At 60.0% G+C, this 21506-nt stretch carries 20 protein-coding genes; 13 read left to right on the forward strand and 7 right to left on the reverse strand.

Going from position 1 to position 21506, the window contains the following annotated elements; translation table 11 throughout:
• Window position 1 precedes the first annotated feature (1 nt).
• On the forward strand, window positions 2-628 hold the full coding sequence (locus HY067_06205; protein MBI3527545.1) for a HupE/UreJ family protein: 627 nt from the start codon (window positions 2-4) through the stop codon (window positions 626-628).
• Window positions 629-649: 21 nt separating this feature from the next.
• On the opposite strand, the gene HY067_06210 is transcribed toward HY067_06205, so the two are convergent.
• The 6 genes from HY067_06210 to lexA form a co-directional block, all read right to left on the reverse strand.
• Entirely contained in the window at window positions 650-1807 is a 1158-nt protein-coding gene (locus HY067_06210; protein MBI3527546.1) for a putative C-S lyase, read from the reverse strand.
• A gap of 171 nt (window positions 1808-1978) precedes the next feature.
• Entirely contained in the window at window positions 1979-5173 is a 3195-nt protein-coding gene (locus HY067_06215; GenBank protein MBI3527547.1) for an error-prone DNA polymerase, read from the reverse strand.
• 15 nt (window positions 5174-5188) lie between these two features.
• Window positions 5189-6646, reverse strand: coding sequence for a DNA polymerase Y family protein (locus HY067_06220; protein MBI3527548.1), 1458 nt, complete (start codon window positions 6644-6646; stop codon window positions 5189-5191).
• On the reverse strand, window positions 6643-7305 hold the full coding sequence (imuA, locus tag HY067_06225) for a translesion DNA synthesis-associated protein ImuA (protein ID MBI3527549.1): 663 nt from the start codon (window positions 7303-7305) through the stop codon (window positions 6643-6645). The genes HY067_06220 and imuA overlap by 4 nt, the downstream gene beginning before the upstream one ends.
• Before the next feature lie 105 nt (window positions 7306-7410).
• Window positions 7411-7815, reverse strand: a complete 405-nt coding sequence (locus HY067_06230; protein MBI3527550.1) for a hypothetical protein — start codon at window positions 7813-7815, stop codon at window positions 7411-7413.
• Window positions 7816-7945: 130 nt separating this feature from the next.
• The gene (lexA, locus tag HY067_06235) at window positions 7946-8548 is read right to left on the reverse strand and encodes a transcriptional repressor LexA (protein MBI3527551.1); all 603 of its coding nucleotides are present in this window, start codon (window positions 8546-8548) and stop codon (window positions 7946-7948) included.
• 439 nt (window positions 8549-8987) lie between these two features.
• Between lexA and urtA the strand changes: the two genes are divergently transcribed.
• The 12 genes from urtA to ureG all read left to right on the forward strand — a co-directional run bounded on the left by urtA (window position 8988) and on the right by ureG (window position 20081).
• On the forward strand, window positions 8988-10229 hold the full coding sequence (urtA, locus tag HY067_06240) for an urea ABC transporter substrate-binding protein (GenBank protein MBI3527552.1): 1242 nt from the start codon (window positions 8988-8990) through the stop codon (window positions 10227-10229).
• A gap of 144 nt (window positions 10230-10373) precedes the next feature.
• On the forward strand, window positions 10374-11978 hold the full coding sequence (gene urtB, locus HY067_06245) for an urea ABC transporter permease subunit UrtB (protein MBI3527553.1): 1605 nt from the start codon (window positions 10374-10376) through the stop codon (window positions 11976-11978).
• A 10-nt stretch (window positions 11979-11988) separates the two neighbouring features.
• The gene (urtC, locus tag HY067_06250) at window positions 11989-13086 is read left to right on the forward strand and encodes an urea ABC transporter permease subunit UrtC (protein ID MBI3527554.1); all 1098 of its coding nucleotides are present in this window, start codon (window positions 11989-11991) and stop codon (window positions 13084-13086) included.
• Complete coding sequence (urtD, locus tag HY067_06255) at window positions 13083-13904, forward strand: urea ABC transporter ATP-binding protein UrtD (GenBank protein ID MBI3527555.1); 822 nt, start codon at window positions 13083-13085, stop codon at window positions 13902-13904. The genes urtC and urtD overlap by 4 nt, the downstream gene beginning before the upstream one ends.
• 1 nt (window position 13905) lies before the next feature.
• Window positions 13906-14604 (forward strand): urea ABC transporter ATP-binding subunit UrtE, encoded by a 699-nt coding sequence (gene urtE / locus HY067_06260; GenBank protein MBI3527556.1) that lies wholly within the window; start codon window positions 13906-13908, stop codon window positions 14602-14604.
• Complete coding sequence (locus HY067_06265) at window positions 14601-15446, forward strand: urease accessory protein UreD (GenBank protein MBI3527557.1); 846 nt, start codon at window positions 14601-14603, stop codon at window positions 15444-15446. The genes urtE and HY067_06265 overlap by 4 nt, the downstream gene beginning before the upstream one ends.
• Before the next feature lie 98 nt (window positions 15447-15544).
• Window positions 15545-15847 carry an urease subunit gamma gene (locus HY067_06270; protein ID MBI3527558.1) on the forward strand — a complete coding sequence of 101 codons (303 nt, stop codon included), beginning with the start codon at window positions 15545-15547 and terminating at the stop codon, window positions 15845-15847.
• Window positions 15848-16018: 171 nt separating this feature from the next.
• Window positions 16019-16324, forward strand: a complete 306-nt coding sequence (locus HY067_06275; GenBank protein MBI3527559.1) for an urease subunit beta — start codon at window positions 16019-16021, stop codon at window positions 16322-16324.
• Complete coding sequence (ureC, locus tag HY067_06280) at window positions 16324-18030, forward strand: urease subunit alpha (protein MBI3527560.1); 1707 nt, start codon at window positions 16324-16326, stop codon at window positions 18028-18030. The genes HY067_06275 and ureC overlap by 1 nt, the downstream gene beginning before the upstream one ends.
• A 2-nt stretch (window positions 18031-18032) precedes the next feature.
• The gene (ureE, locus tag HY067_06285; GenBank protein MBI3527561.1) at window positions 18033-18524 is read left to right on the forward strand and encodes an urease accessory protein UreE; all 492 of its coding nucleotides are present in this window, start codon (window positions 18033-18035) and stop codon (window positions 18522-18524) included.
• The gene (locus HY067_06290; protein MBI3527562.1) at window positions 18521-19207 is read left to right on the forward strand and encodes an urease accessory protein UreF; all 687 of its coding nucleotides are present in this window, start codon (window positions 18521-18523) and stop codon (window positions 19205-19207) included. Before ureE ends, HY067_06290 begins: the two co-directional genes overlap by 4 nt.
• Window positions 19208-19448: 241 nt before the next feature.
• Window positions 19449-20081: an urease accessory protein UreG gene (ureG, locus tag HY067_06295; GenBank protein ID MBI3527563.1), complete on the forward strand. Its 633-nt coding sequence runs from the start codon at window positions 19449-19451 to the stop codon at window positions 20079-20081.
• Between the two features lies 1 nt (window position 20082).
• On the opposite strand, the gene HY067_06300 is transcribed toward ureG, so the two are convergent.
• Window positions 20083-21069, reverse strand: coding sequence for a patatin-like phospholipase family protein (locus tag HY067_06300; GenBank protein ID MBI3527564.1), 987 nt, complete (start codon window positions 21067-21069; stop codon window positions 20083-20085).
• Window positions 21070-21506: the final 437 nt, after the last annotated feature.

The following is a 21506-nucleotide window of genomic DNA, read 5'->3' on the forward strand; positions in this document are numbered from 1 at the left end:
GATGCGTAAATTCGAATCGGTCGGCAGGATCGTCTTCGTCATCTGGCTGGTGTCGCTCGCCGGAAGCGCGGATGCGCATTCCACAGTGAAAGGCGTGGGCGATCTCTATGCCGGGCTGCTTCACGTATTGACGGCACTCGAGCATGTCCTGCCATTCATCGCATTGAGCCTGCTTGCCGGGCAACGCGGAATGAAGGCCCAGGCGGAAGCCGTTCTGCTCGTGTTCCCCGTTGCATTGATGATCGGGGCGGCCGCTGTCCTATGGGTGCCGCCAGTGCCCGGACTGGCATTCTTCAATGTGGCTTCCGCAATTCTGCTCGGCGGCCTCGTCGCCGCCGCATGGCCATTGCCGAGAGCGGCGTTTTACGGACTCGTTGTCCTGTTCGGCATCAGTCACGGGTTCGCCAACGGCGAAGCCATTTCAGGAAGCATCAAGGCTTACCTGTTCATCCTGGGAATCGGCCTCGCCGGACTGGCGATACTGGCGTACGGCATGCTCATGGTCGATTTCCTGCTGAGGCGCAAGGCGGGATGGATTCCGATCGCCGTGCGCGTGGCGGGCAGTTGGATCGCAGCGATCGGCGTTCTCGTGCTGGCTACGACCGGCAGAACGATGCTGGCATCGTAGGTACGAGTATCCGCTGCCGCATTACTTGTGCAGCGCATGCACCGCGCGGGCCATGCGCGCCAACGCCTTTTCCAACAGCGGCCGCGGACACGCAAAGTTCAGCCGCAGGAAACCCGGAGCGCCGAATAGCGTGCCGTCGTACAGACCGACCCCTGCATCGGTGAACAACTTCACCGCGTCATTCGTGTTCAACGCGCGCGCGTCTATCCACGACAGATAAGTGGCCTCCGCATGCCAGATGCGCATGCCCGGCATCGCTCCGATCGAGCGTTCGACCAGGTCGCGATTGCCACGCAGATAATCGAGCAGCGCCGATTGCCACGGTTTGCCGTCGCGATAGGCGGCTTGCGTCGCGATATAACCCATCAACCCGACGTGATGCACGATTCCCGCCATCGCCTTCCTGAGCTTGTTGCGCAGTTCCGGATTGGCGGAAATGGCATAGGCACAGCCGAGTGCCGGCAGGTTGAAGGCTTTGCTGGCCGACATCAGGGTCACCGTACGCTGCGCGATTTCTTCACCGAGGGTTGCAACCGGGATATGGCGCTTGTCCGCGTCGAGGATCAGGCCATTGTGGATCTCGTCGGAGCAGAGAACCAGGTTGTGACGCACGCATACGTCGGCGAGCGCCTGCAATTCATTGCGCGAAAACACGCGGCCGACGGGATTGTGCGGGTTGCACAGCAACAGCAGGCGCGAACTGGGCGTGATCGCGCGTTCGAGAGCGGGCATGTCCCAGCGCCAGATGCCATTGGATTCGATCATCTGTACCCGCACCGCATTGCGCGCGCCATTGACCGGAGCGGACAGGAAAGGCGGATAGATCGGCACCGCGGTCAGCACGTCGGCGCCTTCGCGACCAAAGGCGCGGCAGACCACGTTGAGGCCGACGACCAAGCCCGGCAGCCAGACGATCCAATCGGGCTCGACCTTCCAACCGTATTCGCTCTCCAGATGGGCAATGGTGGCGTCGGCGAGGCCGGCCGGTAGATCGCTGTAGCCGAAGATGCCATGGTCGATGCGCCGATGCAGTGCTTCGACAATGGCGGGCGCGCAGGCGAAATCCATATCCGCGACCCACATCGGAATGATGTCGCGACCGCCGTACTTGTTCCACTTGACGCTTGCGGTGCCGCTGCGGTCGATTGAGGTGTCGAAATCGAAAAGCGTTGTAGCCACAGGGGTCACAGAGAAAAGCGAAAGGGAGTCATTGAGTTCAATTCTAACCGTATTGGATGCCGCAGGAAGGGAACGAAAAATCCGGCATGGAAGCAGATGGCACGCCAATACTGTTGCGGCTTTTTGTTTTTCCTCTGTGTTCTCTGTGGAAAATGGGTTGAACTTTCGTAGTTAGTGAAAATCCCGCGAGCGGATGTCCAGGTTTCCGATCAGCACGGAGCGATCCTCGAGATTCTCCGCGATGACGTGGATCACTTCGCCTGCCCGTTCCAGCATGCCTTCTACATGCAACAACCGCGCTTCCAATAGCGGGCGTCGTTGCTTTCGCGATAATTTTTCCCAGACCACGACATTGATCTGGCCGGTCTCGTCATCGAGCGTGACGAAAATCACGCCTTTGGCGGTGCCGGGATGCTGGCGGCAGGTGACCAGGCCGGCGACACGAACTGGCGTGTTCGTCGGCATGTTCTTCAACTGCTCCGCGGTGCTGAAAGAATGCCTTTCCAGCCTTGGGCGCAACAACGCGAGCGGATGGCGCCGCAGCGTCAATCCGGTGCTGGCGTAATCGGCGAGGATGTCCTGAGCTTCCGTCGGTGCGGTGAATGCAATTGCAGATTCGATGATCGGCGCCGAAGCCAGCACGGGCGGACGCTTCTCGATTCCGGCAACCAGCCAGGCAGCATTGCGGCGATGTCCGGCCAGCGATTCCAAAGAGCCGGCTGCGGCGAGGGCATTCATGTCCTTGCGCGAAAGATTCGCAGCAAGGAGCAATTCCTCGACCGATTCGAACTGCCTCGGTGCGCGTGTTTCGATCAATCTCTTTGCGCCGGATTCCGACAAACCTTTGATCATGCGCAAGCCCAGACGAAGTGCCGGTTGTATTTCAGGGCCGTGAGCGGCCCTCGGCCCTGTCTCCAATGTGCATTCCCATTCGCTCTTCATCACATCCGCCGGCCGGACTTCGACGCCATGGCGCAGAACATCCTGAACGAGTTCCGGGGGAGAGTAGAAGCCCATGGGCTGGCTGTTGAGCAATGCGCAGGTGAATGCGGCCGGCTCGTAATGCTTGAGCCAGGCGGAAACGTAAACCAGCAGTGCGAAACTCGCCGAGTGTGATTCCGGAAAGCCGTACTCGCCGAATCCCTTGATCTGCTCGAAGATCTGCAGCGCGAATTTTTCGTCATAGCCATTTTCAAGCATGCCGCTGACGAGATCTTCCTTGAAAGGCTCGAGGCCGCCTTTCCTTTTCCATGCGGCCATGGCGCGGCGCAACTGATCGGCTTTGCCGGCCGAAAAGCCGGCGGCAACCATGGCGATCTCCATCACTTGTTCCTGGAAGATTGGCACGCCCAGCGTGCGTTCCAGTACCTCTTTTAGCCTCGGTGGGTACTTGATTTTGTCGCGTTTCTTTTTCCGGTTTGTCAGATAAGGATGCACCATGCCACCCTGGATCGGACCGGGACGCACGATCGCCACTTCGACCACCAGGTCGTAATAATTCCTGGGCCGGAGGCGGGGCAGCATCGACATCTGCGCGCGAGATTCGACCTGGAACACGCCGATGCTGTCTGCCTTGCAGAGCATGGCGTACACCGGCTTGCCTTCATCGCCATTTTCTTTGGCGAGGATGTCGGCCATGGACAGGGAACTACCGTGACGCCGGTTCACCATGTCGAGCGCGAGACGGATCGCGGTGAGCATGCCCAACGCCAGCACATCGACTTTCAGCAGGCCGAGCGCATCAAGGTCGTCCTTGTCCCATTGGATATTGGTGCGCAACGGATCCGGGGAGAGTAAGGATGTCGAGGTTGCGGCATCCGCTGTTATTTCCACGATCCCGTCGTCGGTATATCGGGACGGATCTCCGGGCATTGCCGCATTCTCGATCGGCACCAGTTGCGGCAGCGGCCCGCGCGAAATGACGAAGCCGCCGACATGCTGCGAGAGATGGCGGGGGAAGCCTGAAAGGGTATTGGTCAGGGCGGTCAGCTTGCGGATTACGGAAGACTGCGGATCGAAACCCGCTTCGCGCAACCTCACTGCCCTTTCGTCGGGACGATCCCACCACACAAAACTGCTGGAGATGCGATCCAACTGCACGGCGTCGAGACCGAGCGCTTTGCCGATGTCGCGGAAGGCGCTGCGCGTGCGATAGCAGATCACCGTTGCGGTCAGCGCGGTGCGATGCCGTCCGTACTTTCGGTAGATGTACTGAATGACTTCCTCGCGGCGCTCGTGTTCGAAATCGACGTCGATGTCCGGCGGCTCGTTGCGTTCCTTGGAAAGAAATCGTCCGAACAGCAGTCGGGTTCGGCTTGGATCCACTTCAGTGACGCCGAGTGCATAGCAGACCACCGAATTGGCGGCCGACCCTCGTCCCTGGCAGAGGATTTTTTGCCCCTTTGCATAGTTGACTATGTCGTAAACGGTGAGAAAAAAAGCTTCGTAGTGCAGTTCCGCGATCAGTTCGAGTTCCTTGTCTGCGTTTTCGCGCACGACTTGAGGCACACCGCGGGAATAGCGACGATTCAGCCCATCCTCGGTCAGCTCCGCCAGGTATTGCGACGGCGTCCTGCCGTCGGGAACTATTTCTTCGGGATATTCGTATTTCAGTTCGTCGAGGGAAAAATCGCACATTCTCGCAATGCGGACAGTTTCGTCGAGCAGCGATTGCGGATAGATGCGCTTCAGCGTCTCGCGCGGACGCAGATGACGCTCTCCGCTTGCCTGCAAGGCAAGCCCGGTCTGCGCAACCGGCACGCCGCAGCGGATCGCGGTAAGCGCGTCCTGCAGTGCGCGACGGCCGCGTGCATGCATGTGCACGTCGCCACAGGCCACGCAGGGCAGGCCGGTGCGTTTGCCGATTTCCTGCAAGGCTGCAAGCTGGTCCCAGTCGCCGCTGCGGGCGAGCAGTTCGACCGCAATCCAGAGACGGCCGGGAAACCGCCGTGCGAGCCATAGTGCGTCTTCGACCTGTGGCTGCGCAGAGGGCAACCATAGCGCGAGGCAATGTGCCGCGCCCGCTTCGAGGTCGCCGCGCGAGAGGCGATATTCGCCTTTCTTTGCGTTTCTTCTGCCATGCGTGATGAGGGCGGAGAGGTTGCCGTAACCTTCGCGATTCTGCGCGAGCAGCACGAAACGCAGGCCGTCGTCGAGTTTGAACTCGGCGCCGATGATCAGCTTGAATCCGTCCTTATGGTTTTTGGCTGCCGTGTATGCGCGCACGACGCCGGCCAGCGAGCACTCGTCGGTGATCGCCAGTGCTTTGTAGCCGAGCTTCGCGGCGGTATCGACCAGTTCCTGCGCGTGGGATGCGCCGCGCAGAAAAGTGAAATTGGTAAGACAATGAAGTTCGGCATAATCCATCGAGATGCCCGGCCTTCATGCAAAGATGCCGTGCAGGAACCAGTCCTTGCGGTCGGACCTCTCCCTGAAGAGCCAGAGTTTCGCACCCGATCCGTCGCGGGTGACGAAGTAATCGCGCTGCACATCGAAATCGTCCCACCAGCCGGTTTCGACGCGCTCCGGTCCGTCGAGCAGCGTGAGCGGCGCATCCGCTTTCGGCAGCAGGCCGTCCGCGCGCATCGGCCGCGGGCGGGGCAGCAGCCAAAGCGGGCGATACAGTTCGCAATGGCCGTCGCCAGCCCGGCCCGGCAGCGATTTGCGGAAAGCAAGCTCGGGACGATGGTCGGGAAACATTTCCAGTCCGTGCACGGCTTCAGCCCCCAGCCGCGCACGCAAGTGTTCGATGATGCGCCAGCGTTCTTCCCGTGAGGGGCGGCCATCCGCAAACAATGCCTGGTTCTGCGAGCCGAGCGGGTGGGTTTTCTCGGCGACAAGACAAAGGGTTTCCACGGCCTCGGGCAGTTCGATCGTGGCGAGTCTCTCGCGCAACAACGTGACCAGGTGACCGGCATCGCGGCTCGGCGCCGATAATCCGAGCAGAACTAGTGTGGCGGGGTAATGCGCGTGCCCGAGCTCCAGCCTCAGTCGCGTGATGCCGAGTTGCCTCAATGCCAGATGGCCGGCCAGTTCGAGGATCAGGCGCTTGGCCGCGAACAACAGGGGCTCGGTTTCCTGCACGGGCGCAGGCAGTTCGAGAGAGGTCGAGTAATGATCGGGCGGAGAAAAAGGCGGCCGCGGATCCGGCAGCAGACCGAGCGCACGGTCGATCTCGTCGAGGAAACCCTGCCCGAAGCGGCGCGCGAGACCATCGCGGGGCAGCGACAGCCAATCGCCGATGGTATGCACGCCAAGAGCTGCGAGCATGGCAACAGTTTGTGCGGGCTGACCGAGCAATGACAGTCGACGTGGCGCCAGCGTCCGCCGCAGTTCATGGCGATCGCCGATCGATGTGTCGATGCCGGCGCGGGCCAGTACCAATGCAGCAGTGGGGGTAGGGGCCATCGCGACAATTGCACCGTATCCCAGTTCCGCGAGTCCGGCGCGGATGCGCCCGCTCAACGCGCGCAGTCCGCCGAACAGGCGAAGGCAGCCGCTGATTTCGATCAGTACTTCGCCCGATGAGGCGAGACTCACCGTCGGCGTGAACTGGGTTGCCCAAGCTGCGATGCCGGCCAGTGCTTTCGCTTCCTTCACGGGATCACGGGTGCAAATGTGCAGCTTCAGTACCAGCGCATGGGCTACGGACACCGGCATCCCGGGTTTGATTCCGGCCTTTGTCGCGGCCTCATTGCACGACAGCACGTGTCGGCGATTGTCGTTTTCCTGCAAGACTGTCGGTTCGCAAGCGGCAGCGCCGCGCAAATACAGTTGCAGCGATAGGTCGGGCAAGCGCAGTGCAGCCCACAATGTGTCCGATGTGCGTCTGGCGTTCATGCGACGACTTGCGCGAATGCGGGCCGAGCCCGGACGCGCAACGGTAGGGTGGCTGTAAAGGGTTTTTCCGTATCCAGCCAGAGCGTGGGCGTGAGACCGCTGCCGCGGCGCTTGAGGATTTTCACGGCAAGCCGGCCCTGCTGCACACCGAGACGCAGGCGCAACGGTGCCGGAGAAGAAAGCGCCGCGCGTGAAGATTCACCAAACACCACGCCGAAATTGCCGCCTTCTTCGGCGGCAAGTTGCAGCCGCCGCAAGCCGTGCTCGTTGACCGCAGCGGGCCATGCCAATACGGCGGAGCAATTGCCGGCGCGCAGGCTCTGCTCCGCGGCCCATAGCGTGTCCTTGTCGGAAACGGTATTCGCCACGATCAACCGGGAGAGCCGGATGCCGCGCGCGGCGAGTGCCGGCGCGTAGGGAATCCAGGGCGGGGCGATCAACATCAGCCAGCCGTCCTGCCGAGAAAGCTGCGCCAGCGCCGGCATCAGCAGCGACAGTTCGCCGATGCCGATGCGCTCGGTGAGCAGTTCGCTGACCACGCCGCGCGGCCAGCCCCCGCCCGGCAGTTCACGATCGAGTTCGGAAAACCCGGTCGGAATGCTGGGAAGCGCCACGCGCGCCTGTTCGCCGCCGCGCCAGATGGCAGGATTTTGCAGCATGGACTGAAGGGCGGAGGACATTTATATATAAAGTTCGAGGGCCGAGGTACGAGGTTCGAGTAAAAAGCGAGTGCTGGGGTCTCGTACCCCGAGCCTTTTTCCCTGTTACGCCGTTGCGGTATTTCCCGATGAACTGCGTGCAGGAAATCGCGATGGCGGCGCGGGAATCTTTCCAAGCCGGGCCAGTCTGGCTTCGATCGCCCATTTGCTTCTCTTGTGAATTCCGGCGAGCTCCTCGATGGACTTCCCCGAGTCGTAAGTCTTGCCCAGGCGACCGTCTTCTTCCTCCGACCACGGGCGTCCTGAATTTTCAGGGGCGGACTTTCCTGTCGTACCGGGCTTCGGCGAAGCGGGTGGTGCAGCGTTACCCAGCATGCTGATCGCCGAGAAAAGCGCACGCACGGTATCCGGATGCTGATAAGCGCTGCCGGCGGGAAATTGTTCGCCCGTGGCGGGATCGATGCCGTCGGCCAGGGCCTTGAGAACTGCCAGTGTCTTCGCTGTTTCCATGGTTCCTCCAGATGGTTGAGAGATGCATTCGTCCACTGTGCGGAGTTGCTGAAACAGGCCAGGTTCTTCCTGCCCGGCCTTGTTGGTTGTGCCTGCACGACAACAGGCCCAGGAAGCCCCGTTTGCGGTGCTAGCCGATCTTTCCATTCCTGATGATCCCGACGCCGAGGCCCTCAATGGTGAATGGGTCGTTCTTCAGGTCCACATATATAGGTGCGAAATCCGGGTTCTCCGGCAGCAGTTGCACCTGGCTACCCTCGCGCTTGAAGCGTTTGACCGTGACTTCGTCGTTCAGACGGGCGACCACGACCTGCCCGGAGCGGACTTCGCGGGTGCTGTGTACCGCCAGCAGGTCGCCATCAAGGATGCCGGCATCGCGCATGCTCATGCCGCGTACCTTCAGCAGGTAATCCGCGCGCGGCTTGAATAGTTGGGAGTCCAGTTGATAGCGTTCCTGGATATGGGCTTCGGCAAGGATCGGACTGCCTGCTGCGACCCGGCCGATCAGCGGCAGGCCGAGCTGCCCCTTCAGCCGGATGCCGCGTGAAGCGCCGGCAAGCAATTCTATGAAGCCTTTCCTGGCCAGCGCCTTGAGATGGTCCTCGGCGGCATTGGCGGAGCGGAAGCCGAGGATGCGGGCGATCTCGGCGCGGGTCGGCGGAAAGCCAGTGCTTTGCGCGAAATCATTGATCAGGCGCAAGACTTCCGCCTGGCGTGGGGTCAATTCGTCCATTTGGGCTGCTCCGGGCGCGAAATTCCGATAGCTGTTATTATATACAGTATCTGGCCACAGGCAAGCTTCTCGCGCGGCATTCCCGACGCTATTCCCGTCAGGTGCATGCACGCAACCGGAGCGCCTTGAACCAAATTCTCCCAATACTTCGCAATAACTTTGTGCATCCTCCGAGCGAATTGCACAAAGCCGGTGCGCGAGCTCTCCGGCGGGGTTCTGCAGGTGGTGCAAGGAAGGCTCTTTTTACGCTCGTATCGCCTTACAACAGCATGAAACGAAAAGAATTTCGCCATCGCGACTGACGATCGGCACGGTTGTTGCGGAATAGACGCGCGCATTCGACTAACCAGTTCGTCATAAAGACGAGCTGGATCGCGGCAATAACCTGAGGCGCACTGTCTCGCAGTCATTAATTCACCATCTAAACAGGGGATTTTTTATGAATCGCAGGCATATATTGAAATCGTTGGTCGGGATCGCGTTTTCTGCGATAGCCGCGACGGCGACGGCTGCTGACACCATCAAGGTAGGCATCCTTCATTCGTTGTCGGGCACGATGGCAATTTCCGAAACGGCGTTGAAGAACACCGCCCTGATGGCGATCGAGGAGATCAACGCCAAGGGTGGTCTGCTCGGCAAGAAGCTCGAGCCCGTGGTCGTGGATCCGGCCTCCAACTGGCCGCTGTTCGCCGAGAAGGCCCGCCAACTGATCACCCAAGATAAAGTCTCGGTGGTATTCGGCTGCTGGACCTCGGTTTCGCGCAAGTCCGTATTGCCGGTATTCGAGGAATTGAACAGTCTGCTGTTCTATCCGGTGCAGTACGAAGGTGAAGAACTTTCCCAGAACGTGTTCTACACGGGTGCGGCTCCCAATCAGCAAGCCATTCCCGCAGTCGAATATCTGATGGGTGAAGAAGGCGGTTCGGCCAAGCGCTGGTTCCTGCTCGGCACCGACTACGTTTATCCGCGTACCACCAACAAGATCCTGCGCGCGTTCCTGAAGTCCAAGGGCGTCGACGAAAAGGATATCGAAGAGGTTTACACGCCTTTCGGACATAGCGATTACCAGACGATCGTTGCCAACATCAAGAAGTTCGCTGCCGGCGGCAAGACCGCGGTAATCTCCACCATCAACGGCGACTCCAATGTGCCGTTCTACAAGGAACTCGGCAATGCCGGACTGAAGGCAACCGATGTGCCGGTCGTGGCGTTCTCGGTGGGTGAAGAGGAACTGCGCGGCATCGACACCAAGCCGTTGCTCGGCCACCTGGCTGCATGGAACTACTTCATGTCGGTGAAGAATCCGGAGAACACCGCCTTCATCAAGACGTACAAGGATTGGGCCAAGAAGAACAAGCTTCCGAACCTGGACACCGTGGTGACCAACGATCCGATGGAAGCCACGTATGTCGGCATCTACATGTGGGCACAAGCGGTGAAGAAGGCGGGTACCACCGACGTCGACAAGGTGCGCATAGCGATGGCCGGCCAGACTTTCAAGGCACCATCCGGATTCACGCTGACCATGGACAAGACCAATCACCACCTGCACAAGCCGGTGATGATCGGTGAAATCAAGGCCGACGGTCAGTTCAATGTCGTTTGGAAGACCAAGGGTCCGATTCGCGCCCAGCCGTGGAGCCCGTTCATCGCGGGTAACGAAGGCAAGCAAAATCTGTAATTCGTAGCGAACCATCGAGGCCGCAGGCGCGTATATTTTGCGCGTGCGGCCGTCGGCGGGACGAAATTCCGAATTCAGGGCAGGCCTGCGGGTCGCGCAGTTCATCCGCAGGCCTTTTTTTGTGTGCCTACCAGGGACATTTGCTTGAAAGCTGTACTACTTACCTCTGCATTGGTCGTTGCGCTGGCTTGCACGAATGCGGCCCTGGCACTGGATGCGCAGACCGTTGCCAAGCTTGGAGCCGACGATGCCAATGCCAAGATCGAGGCCGTCAATGCACTGGTTGCGTCGGGAGACGAGGCTGCGCTCGCATTATTGCAATCGGTTCAAGCCGGGGAAGCCAGCGTAACCCCGGCAGGGCGTGTCGTGATCGCCAAAGGCGATCAGATACTCGACGCGACGACGATGGCGCCGATTACCCCGCCACCGGATCAATTCGAAGGCATCGTCATCAACAACCGGCTGCGCGGTACGCTCGATGCGGCTGTCGGCGCCCTGAAGCTGTTATCGCCGGACCGTGCGACGCGCCTGGCGTCCGCCAGGGCGATCGAATCCACCAGCCAGGCGGCAGTGCTGCCTCTGATCGAAAAGGCGCTCAGCAAGGAAAGCGATCCGACCATCAAGAGTTCGCTGGAACAGACCAAGGCGTCGCTCAATCTGAAAAGCACCGATCCTGTCGTGCGACTCGCAGCGGTGCAAAAGCTCGGCGAAACCAATCAGGCAAGATTCAAGACGGTGCTGCAGGGATTCCTCGAAAAAGACGGTGCCGGCAAATTTATCGAACCGGACGAGAAAGTGCGCTCGGCGGCCGAAAGCTCGATCGATGCGATCCAGAGCCGGCTCGTCGTCAGCGACTACCTGGGCAGGTTGTTCACCGGATTGTCGCTCGGCAGCATCCTGCTGCTGGTCGCACTCGGCCTGGCAATCACTTACGGCCTGCTCGGCGTCATCAACATGGCGCACGGCGAAATGCTGATGATCGGCGCCTATGCGACCTATATCACGCAGCAGTTGTTCAAGTCCTATGCGCCGGGTTTGTTCGACTGGTATCTGGTCGCGGCGATTCCCGTCGCATTCGCCGCCTCGGGTTTGGTGGGCATGGCGCTCGAGCGCAGCGTGATCCGCTGGTTGTACGGGCGGCCGCTGGAAACGCTGCTGGCGACCTGGGGCATCAGCCTGTTTCTGATCCAGCTGGTACGCCAGATCTTCGGCGCGCAAAACGTCGAGGTCTCGAATCCGTCGTGGATGTCCGGCGGCATCGCGCTGCCCAATCTCGTGTTGCCCTACAACCGTATCGTCATCATCGGATTTTCGATGTTCGTGCTGCTGTTGATGTGGGTGATCCTCAACCGCACGCGGCTTGGCTTGTTTGTGCGCGGCGTCACGCAGAATCGCGCGATGGCATCCTGCGTCGGGGTGCCCACCGCGCGTATCGATCTGATGGCATTCGGCCTCGGTTCCGGAATCGCGGGGCTGGCCGGTGTCGCGCTTTCGCAGATCGGCAATGTCGGTCCCGACATGGGGCAGGGCTACATCATCGATTCCTTCATGGTCGTCGTGACCGGGGGAGTCGGCCAGCTCGCCGGCACCGTCTATGCGGCGCTCGGCCTCGGTGTGCTGTCGAAATTCCTCGAACCGCACATCGGCGCGGTACTGACCAAGATTCTGGTACTGGTGCTGATCATCGCCTTCATCCAGAAGCGGCCGCAGGGATTGTTCGCATTGAAAGGGCGGGCGCTTGAAACCTGAAAATCCCACATTGCGCTATGCGCCGCGCAACGAACCCTTCTTCACGCGCGGCGGCTGGCTGGCGCTCGCCGCGTTCGCCTTCATTGCGCTGATATTGTTGCCGTCGCTCTACGCGTTCGTACCGGAAGGCAATCCCCTGCACGTATCGGCGTACACCGTCACGCTGGTCGGCAAGATCATGTGCTATGCCATCGTGGCGATGGCGATGAACCTGATCTGGGGCTATACCGGCATTCTTTCGCTCGGCCACGGCGTCTTCTTCGCGCTCGGCGGTTACGCGTTCGGCATGTACCTGATGCGCCAGATCGGGCGCGAAGGCCAGTACCAGTCGGATCTGCCGGACTTCATGGTGTTTCTCGACTGGAAGAAATTTCCCTGGTACTGGACCAACTCCGACAGCTTCCTGTGGTGCGTGGCGCTGGTGATCCTGGTACCGGCGCTGCTGGCGCTGGTGTTTGGATTCTTTGCCTTCCGTTCACGCATCAAGGGTGTGTATTTCTCGATCATCACGCAGGCGATGACGTTCGCGTTCATGCTGCTGTTCTTCCGCAACGACACCGGCTTCGGCGGCAACAACGGCTTTACGGATTTCAAGCGCGTCCTGAACTATCCAATCACCGTTCCGACGACGCGCGCCGTAATCTTTGGCCTGACGGCGCTGGCCCTGGTAGGCACCATTTTCCTGACGCGCTACCTGATCCGCTCCAAGATCGGCCGCGTGCTGACCGCAATACGGGATTCCGAGAGCCGGCTGATGTTTTCCGGCTACAACCCGCTAGGCTACAAGCTTTTTGTATGGACGCTTTCGGCGGTACTGTGCGGCATAGCCGGCGCGCTCTATGTGCCGCAGGTCGGTATCATCAACCCGAGCGAAATGTCGCCGGCGAACTCGATCGAGATCGCAGTCTGGGTCGCGGTCGGCGGACGCGGCACGCTGATCGGGCCGCTGCTCGGCGCGGGTGTTGTCAACGGCGCGAAGAGTTTCTTCACGCAGGCCTTTCCCGAATACTGGCTGTTCTTCCTCGGACTGCTGTTCATTCTGGTGACGTTGTTCCTCCCCAAAGGCATCGTCGGCGCGATCAGTCTGGCGAAGTGGAGGCGCAGATGAGCGGGACGGAAGAGCGGTTCAGCGTAAGCGGCGACGTATCCGGGCTCGGCCATGTGATGGGCAAGGGTGTCGACCTTAGCCACGGCCCCATCCTCTATCTCGACGACATCACGGTGAGCTTCGACGGCTTCAGGGCGCTGAACAAGCTGACGCTCACCGTCGAGGCGGGCGAACTTCGCTGCGTGATCGGCCCGAACGGCGCAGGCAAAACTACCATGATGGACGTCATCACCGGCAAGACTCGGCCCGACGAAGGGACCGCGTTCTTTGGCCAGACCATCGATCTGACGCGGCTCACCGAGCCGCAGATTGCACATCAGGGAATCGGCCGCAAATTCCAGAAGCCGACAGTGTTCGAGAATCACTCGGTATTCGAAAACCTCGAACTGGCAATGAAGACGGACAAGACGGTATGGGCCAGCGTGCGCGCGAGACTGTCCACGGAACAACTCGACCGCATTGCCGACACGCTGGAACTGATCAAGCTTCATGGCGAAGCGGACCGCCAGGCCGGGCTGCTATCGCATGGCCAGAAGCAGTGGCTGGAGATCGGCATGCTCCTGATGCAGGAACCCAGGCTGCTGCTGCTCGACGAGCCGGTCGCGGGCATGACGGACGAGGAAACCGAACGCACCGCTGAATTGTTCAAATCCCTCGCGGGCGAGCGTTCGGTGGTGGTGGTGGAGCACGATATGGAATTCATCGAATCGATCGCCAATGTCGTGACTGTCCTGCACGAGGGCAGCGTGCTCGCGGAAGGCACCATGGACATGGTCCAGAACGATGAACGCGTGATCGAAGTCTATCTGGGGCGTTAATGTGCTGCAGGTCAGGGAACTGAATCAGTACTACGGCGGCAGCCACACGTTGCGGAACATCGACATCGATGTGCCGGGCGGTGGCGTGACGGCCTTGCTGGGACGCAACGGCGTGGGCAAGACGACGCTGCTAAAATGCCTCATGGGTGTGCTGCCCGTTGCGGGCGGCAGCATCACGCTCAACGGTCGGGATGTCACCAGGATGCCGCCCTATGCACGGGTGCGCCTGGGAATGGGTTATGTGCCGCAGGGGCGGGAAATCTTTCCGCGGCTGACGGTGGAAGAGAATCTAATGATGGGGCTCGCGAGCAAAGCGAACGGCGGGGCGCAAAATATTCCCGCGGAAATCTATGAAATGTTTCCGGTGCTCAAGTCCATGAAGGGGCGGCGCGGCGGCGACTTGTCGGGAGGCCAGCAACAGCAGCTCGCCATCGGCCGGGCGCTGGCCATGAAGCCCAAGGTACTGATCCTGGACGAACCCACCGAAGGTATCCAGCCGTCGATCATCAAGGACATCGAGCGCGTCATCAAGACACTGTCCGAGCGCGGCGACATGGCGATCCTGCTGGTGGAGCAGTATTACGATTTCGCCCGCGAACTGGCGGACCATTACGTCGTGCTTCAGCGTGGGGAAGTGGTGAAAAGCGGGTCGGGTGAGGACATGGAAACGGATGACGTGCGCAGCTTCATGGCGGTATGAAGCCGGTGGAAGCCATCGCGCCCCGCGGCTGGGAGGCCGCGCTGCAGTTGGCGTTTCAGCGCCGTGGCGAACGCTCCGTGCTGGCGAGGCGATCGAGCTTCGGTCCTCTTGCGGTGCAAAAGGCGCTTTATCCCGAAGGCGAGCTTGTCTGTCACGCGATTCTTCTGCATCCACCGGGCGGCATTGCCGGCGGTGACCGGTTGGAAATTTCGATCCAGGTCGAGACTGGCGCGCGCGCGCTGCTGACGACGCCCGGCGCGACCAAGTGGTATCGTTCGACCGGAGTCGAAGCCTTGCAAAGCGTCGGCATTTCGATTGAGCGGAACGCGGTCTGTGAATGGTTGCCGCAGGAGAATATTTTCTTCGAGTCGGCGCGCGCCAAAAACGCATTGACCGTCGATCTTCAGGAAGGGGCCGTGTTCTGCGGCTGGGATGTGATGTGCCTGGGTCGCACGGCCAGCGGCGAACGCTTCCAGGCGGGGCAGATACGCCAGCATCTGCGTGTGACGCGCGGCGCGCGGTCGTTATTCGAGGAACTGGGTACCGTCGAAGGCGGAGGTGCGTTGCTCGATTCGCCGATCGGAATGGCGGGATACCCGATATGCGCGACTTTCATCATGGCAGGCGTCGCGACCGATCGCGATACGCTGGATTTCTGCCGCGCCACGGCGCCGACCGGCGATAGCAAGTGGGGTGTCAGCGCCATGGGCGAGGTCGTAGTCGCACGTTGTCTCGCAAGAACGGCCGAAGCAGCGCGCGAATACTTCCTGAGGATGTGGGAGCATCTGCGGCCGCGGTATGCGCGGGTGCCGGCGCGCGTTCCGCGAATTTGGGCGACATGAATGCAGTTACGAGGACTGGGGATTCTTTTCAAAAACCCCTCGAGGGGTACTCGGGACTAAGTTAAATAACAAGATTGTTGCCGGGGGAAATTAAGGACATGGAGTTAACACCAAGAGAAAAAGACAAGTTGCTCATCTTCACCGCCGCGCTGGTGGCGGAGCGGCGCAGGGCACGGGGACTGAAGCTCAACTATCCCGAATCGGTTGCCTTTATTTCGGCCGCGATCATGGAAGGCGCCCGCGATGGCCGGACAGTCGCCGAATTGATGAGTTACGGGACGACGCTGTTGTCTCGCGGTGATGTCATGGACGGCATCCCGGAATTGATTCCGGAAATCCAGGTCGAGGCGACGTTTCCTGACGGCACCAAACTCGTCACAGTCCATCATCCGATTGTGTAAGTGCAAATGAGCCGCCAAGAGCGCCAAGGAACACCCAATTCGATACAAAGCACATGAGACGCGTGATTCTGTCGAGAAGACTGCAAACGCTGCCTATCTATTCGGGACCGGGTTTTCATTTTTTGTTTTTCTTGGCGCTCTTGGCGTCTTGGCGGCGAAAAGGGGTTTTCGATGATTCCAGGTGAAATCAAAACGATGCCCGGCGAAATTGAGATCAACGTCGGTCGCAAGACGATTACCGTAAAAGTGGCTAACGGCGGCGACCGGCCGATTCAGGTGGGTTCCCATTACCATTTCTTCGAGACTAATGAGGCGCTGAAGTTCGATCGCGCCGCCGCCCGCGGCTTCCGGCTCAACATTCCGGCCGGCACTGCGGTGCGATTCGAGCCCGGTCAGGAGCGCACGGTGGAGCTGGTCGAATTGAGCGGCGCAAAAGTCGTGTACGGTTTTCAGGCAAAAGTCATGGGGAAACTCTGATGGCACGCTCGATCGGAAGACAGGCTTATGCCGAGATGTTCGGCCCGACCACGGGCGACCGCGTGCGGCTTGCGGATACCGACCTCTGGATCGAGGTGGAGAAGGACCATGCCGTCTACGGCGAGGAGGTGAAGTTCGGGGGCGGCAAGGTCATTCGCGACGGCATGGGCCAGAGCCAGCGCCGCGCGCACGAAGTGGCCGACACCGTCATCACCAACGCGCTGATTGTGGATTACCTCGGTATCGTCAAGGCGGATATCGGCATCAAGAACGGCCGCATCAGCGGCATCGGTAAGGCGGGCAATCCGGACATCCAGCCCAGCGTCAACATCATCATTGGCGCCGCGACCGAAATCATCGCCGGTGAAGGTTCGATCGTCACCGCTGGAGGAATCGACAGCCATATCCACCTGATCTGCCCGCAGCAGATCGAGGAGGCGCTGATGTCGGGTGTGACCACGATGATCGGCGGCGGGACGGGACCGGCCACCGGCACGGCTGCGACCACCTGCAGCCCGGGGCCGTGGCATATCGGGCGCATGCTGCAGGCGCTGGATGCGTTCCCGATGAATTTCGGGTTGCTTGGAAAGGGCAACGCCAGCCTGCGATTGCCGCTGCGCGAGCAGGTGGCTGCCGGGGTCATCGGTCTGAAGCTGCACGAGGACTGGGGCACCACGCCGGCCGCGATCGACAACTGCCTCGCGGTGGCCGACGAAATGGATGTGCAGGTTGCGATCCATACGGACACGCTGAACGAATCGGGATTTGTCGAAACCACCTTGGCCGCATTCAAGGGCCGCACCATCCATACCTACCACACCGAAGGTGCGGGCGGTGGACACGCGCCGGATATCATCAAAGCGTGCGGCCAGGCCAACGTGCTGCCGTCGTCGACCAATCCAACGCGGCCTTACACGGTGAATACCATCGACGAGCATCTCGACATGCTGATGGTCTGTCACCATCTCGATGCGGGAATCGCCGAGGACGTTGCGTTCGCCGAATCGCGTATTCGCCGCGAAACCATCGCTGCGGAAGACATCCTTCACGATCTCGGCGCGTTCAGCATGATTTCATCCGACTCGCAGGCCATGGGGCGGGTCGGCGAGGTCATTACGCGCACCTGGCAAACCGCGCACAAGATGAAATCCCAGCGCGGCAGTCTGCCGCAGGACAAAGGCGGCGCCGATAATTTCCGGATCAAGCGCTATATCGCCAAATACACGATCAATCCCGCCATCACGCATGGCATTGCGCACGAAGTCGGCTCGATCGAAGTCGGCAAGCTGGCAGACCTGGTGCTCTGGAAGCCGGCGTTTTTCGGGGTGAAGCCGTCCCTGATCCTGAAGAGCGGCGTCATTGCCGCCGCCGCCATGGGCGACCCCAACGCTTCGATTCCGACGCCTCAACCGGTGCACTACCGGCCGATGTTCGGTGCATTCGGTCAGTCCTGCGTGCAGTCTTCGGTCACCTTCGTGTCGCAGGCTGCGCTCGAAGGGGACATCGGGCGCAAGCTCGGATTGAACAAGCCGCTGGTCCCGGTATCCGGAACCCGCAAACTCAAGAAGTCAGACCTGCCGCTGAACGGCTATCTGCCGAGCATTGAAGTCGATCCGGAAACTTACGAAGTACGTGCCAACGGCGAGTTACTGACCTGCGAGCCCGCGAAAAGCCTGCCGATGGCGCAACGCTATTTCCTGTTCTGATCATGCTGAACATCCAGAAGCGTTGCCCGTCGCGGGGAAAGTTCGATGCCGAACTGGTGCTGCCGTTCGAACTGCGTCAGAAGAGCCGCCTGCGGACGCAGACGACGGCTGGTGAAGAAACCGGATTATTCCTGCCGCGCGGTGCCGTATTGCGCGACGGCGATTTTCTGGAAGCGGAGGATGGCCGTGTCGTCAGGGTGACGGCCAAGCCGGAAAAAGTCCTGCAGATCGGTTGTCCGGACCCGGTGCAACTTGCGCGCCTTGCCTACCATCTCGGCAACCGGCACGTCGCCTTGCAGATCGGCACCGGCTGGCTGCGCATAGCCAACGATTATGTGCTACGACAGATGGTCGAAGGACTGGGCGCCGTTCTGGTGTTGACCGATGCGCCTTTCGAGCCGGAATCCGGAGCTTATGGCGGACATCATCATCAGGGTCCCGATGCACCGGTTCACCGGGGCATCATTCATCAATATGTGTCGGTGAGTTCATGACCGCGTTGCCGATTGCCGGAACCGCATTGCCGCAGTTGTTGCGACTCGCGAGTCCGATGTTGCCGGTCGGAGCCTATGCCTACTCGCAAGGCATGGAATGGGCGGTGGACGAGAGGACCATCGGGGACGAGGACAGTGCGCTGGCCTGGATTGCAGACCTCCTGCGCTTCAACGTCGGCACGCTGGAAGCGCCGGTATGGCGGCGACTGTATCGGGCCTGGCAGGAGCGCGACGTCGAGTCCGCTCGCCATTGGAATGAGCGCTTCATCGCGATTCGCGGGACGGCGGAGTTTCGTGCCGAGACGCTGCAGATGGGCGGCGCATTAAAAGCGGTGCTTGATGCGACTCGTGAAATCGATACCGGCCTGCTGGATCAGATCGAGTCGCCCGCATTCCCGACAGCATTCAGTTTCGCCGCGTATGGCCTCGGCGTGCCTTTGCGCGAAGGCCTGACCGGCTACATGTGGGCGTGGGGAGAAAGCCAGGTTTCGGCGGCGATGAAGCTGGTGCCGCTCGGCCAGTCGAGCGGCCAGCGCATCCTCGTGAAGCTGATCGCGCTTCTGCCCGAAATTGCAGACAACGCGCTCGGCATGCAGGAAGACGGGCTGAGCAATTTCTCGCCGGCATTGGCCATTGCCAGCAGCCGCCACGAAACCCAGTACACCCGTTTGTTTCGTTCTTGAGCTTGGCTCCGCCAAGCGTGAAAAGCAGTGAACACGAAGAGTCACGAAGGTAAGACTAAGGAACACGAAGAGGGATACACAAAGACAAACTTGAACAGGACGTGAAGGAACGGATTTCGGATCGTGCACGCGAGTCATCCTGTCGCGTTTTTTTATTGGGATTGTAATGTTCTTGATTTCATTCGTGATCCTTTGTGCTTACCTTCGTGTTGAAAGAGTTTTGGGTTAATTGGAGATGGTAATGACGACGCAACCTTTGAGGGTGGGAATCGGCGGGCCTGTTGGCTCGGGCAAGACGGCGCTGACGCTGTCGCTATGCAAGGCGATGCGCGACAAGTATGAAGTGGCGGCTGTCACCAACGACATCTACACGCAGGAAGATGCGCAATTCCTGGTGCGCAATGAAGCGCTGCCGCCCGAGCGCATCATCGGCGTGGAGACCGGCGGCTGTCCTCATACTGCGATACGCGAGGATGCGTCCATCAACCTGGAGGCGGTGGCCCGCCTTGCCAGGACTTTCGACAATCTCGATGTGGTGTTCGTCGAAAGCGGTGGCGACAACCTTGCCGCGACCTTCAGTCCTGAATTATCCGATCTGACGCTCTACGTGATCGATGTCGCCGCCGGCGACAAGATTCCGCGCAAGGGCGGACCGGGGATCATGAAATCGGATCTGCTGATCATCAACAAGATCGACCTGGCGCCTTACGTCGGCGCGTCCCTCGAAGTGATGGATCGCGATGCGCGCAAAATGCGCGGTGAAAGGCCTTTTCTGTTCAGTAATCTGAAAACCGGGCAGGGCCTCGATGAGATCGTCAGATTCATCGAAACGCAAGGCATGCTGAAGACGAAATCCGTGCCTGTTACGGCCTAAGTCAGACAAACGCATTCAGGTCGACGGAAGAGCGCCGGCCGAGCAGGCCGGCGCTTCTTTCGAGCCAGGTTTCGGCTCTTGCCCTTCCCTCATCCTTGAGCTTCAACAGGAAGTCCAGGTCCGCGTTCAGCGTTTTCTCCACCCGCATTTTTCCGATCAGATCGTCCGCTTCGATCAGGTGAAAATTGAGCCGCTTGAGCTTTCGCGCAAGCGTTCCCAGCGGCAACCACTGCTTCTCGATTTCGCGTTTGGCAAGCGCGAGGTTGCGCATTTCACGCAGGAATGCGGCATTGAACTGGAAATCGACCATTCGCGCGCGAATCGCGTCCGCCGAAGTCGGCAAGCCGTCGCGCTGCATGGGTTGCAGCCTCACCACCATGATGTCCGGTGCGCGGCATTGATAGAGTAGGGGATAGATCGCCGGATTGCCGCTGTAAGCGCCGTCCCAATAGGATTCTCCGTCGATCTCGATGGCATGGCTAAGCGTCGGCAGGCAGGCGGAAGCCAGCAGCGCTTCGGCGGATAGTTCGGCATTTTCGAAAAGCTTGAGCGTGCCGGTGCTCAGCCTGGTGGCGGCGATGAAGAGCCTGATCGCGCGCGGCGCGCGCAGCGCCTCGAAGTCGATGACCTCCGAAATGATCTTTCGCAGCGGATTGATGTCGAAAGGGTTGAGTTGATAGGGCGAAAACAGCCGCGAAAGATCGATCATCAACTGGGTCGAAGCGCCGGAACTGGAGGTAAGGGGATAGTTGCAGGAGCCGACTGCTTCCCAGAAGGAAGACAAAGTTTCGCGTGCGCCAGCCCGGCCGCCCTTGACCCATCCGGACGCCAGCGCGGCGGCGTTCATGGCGCCTGCACTGGTCCCGCTGATGGCTTCGATGCACAGGCGTGGCTCTTCCAATAACCGGTCGAGTACTCCCCATGTCAGCGCGCCGAGTGCGCCGCCGCCTTGCAGGGCCAGGTTCAGAGTTTTACGTTGTCGTAGCATGTGATTAATTGTTGTGCGATGCGTCATATCCAATATCTATCGAATTGGACGTACAAGTTATGGAATAGATGCATGGTAATCCATTTATTTTGATGCAGCGAAACAATTTTTAATAATTAACATTAAATTTAAATTATAAAATAATGAACTTAAATATATTTAATGAAATACTCATAAGCGTAGTCCCGCGTCCTGAAAACGAATTCTCGGATCCATTTTGAGTTGATAGACGCTCTTACGACCCGCTTGTACACTTCCCCGTCGATGGTGATGCGGTTGTTGAATGGCGCATGGCTGTTGGCCGCACTGTTCGGCGGTTTGTCGGTCTGGGCTCACGAACCGGCTGACCAGTTGGAACGTGCCAGGTTGCTGCGAGAGTTTCAGGTAATGCCATCGCCGGCTTCCTCGTCGGAGGCCGCAAGGACGCCGTCTCTACC

Source organism: Betaproteobacteria bacterium, from assembly GCA_016194905.1.
GTDB lineage: Bacteria > Pseudomonadota > Gammaproteobacteria > Burkholderiales > JACQAP01 > JACQAP01.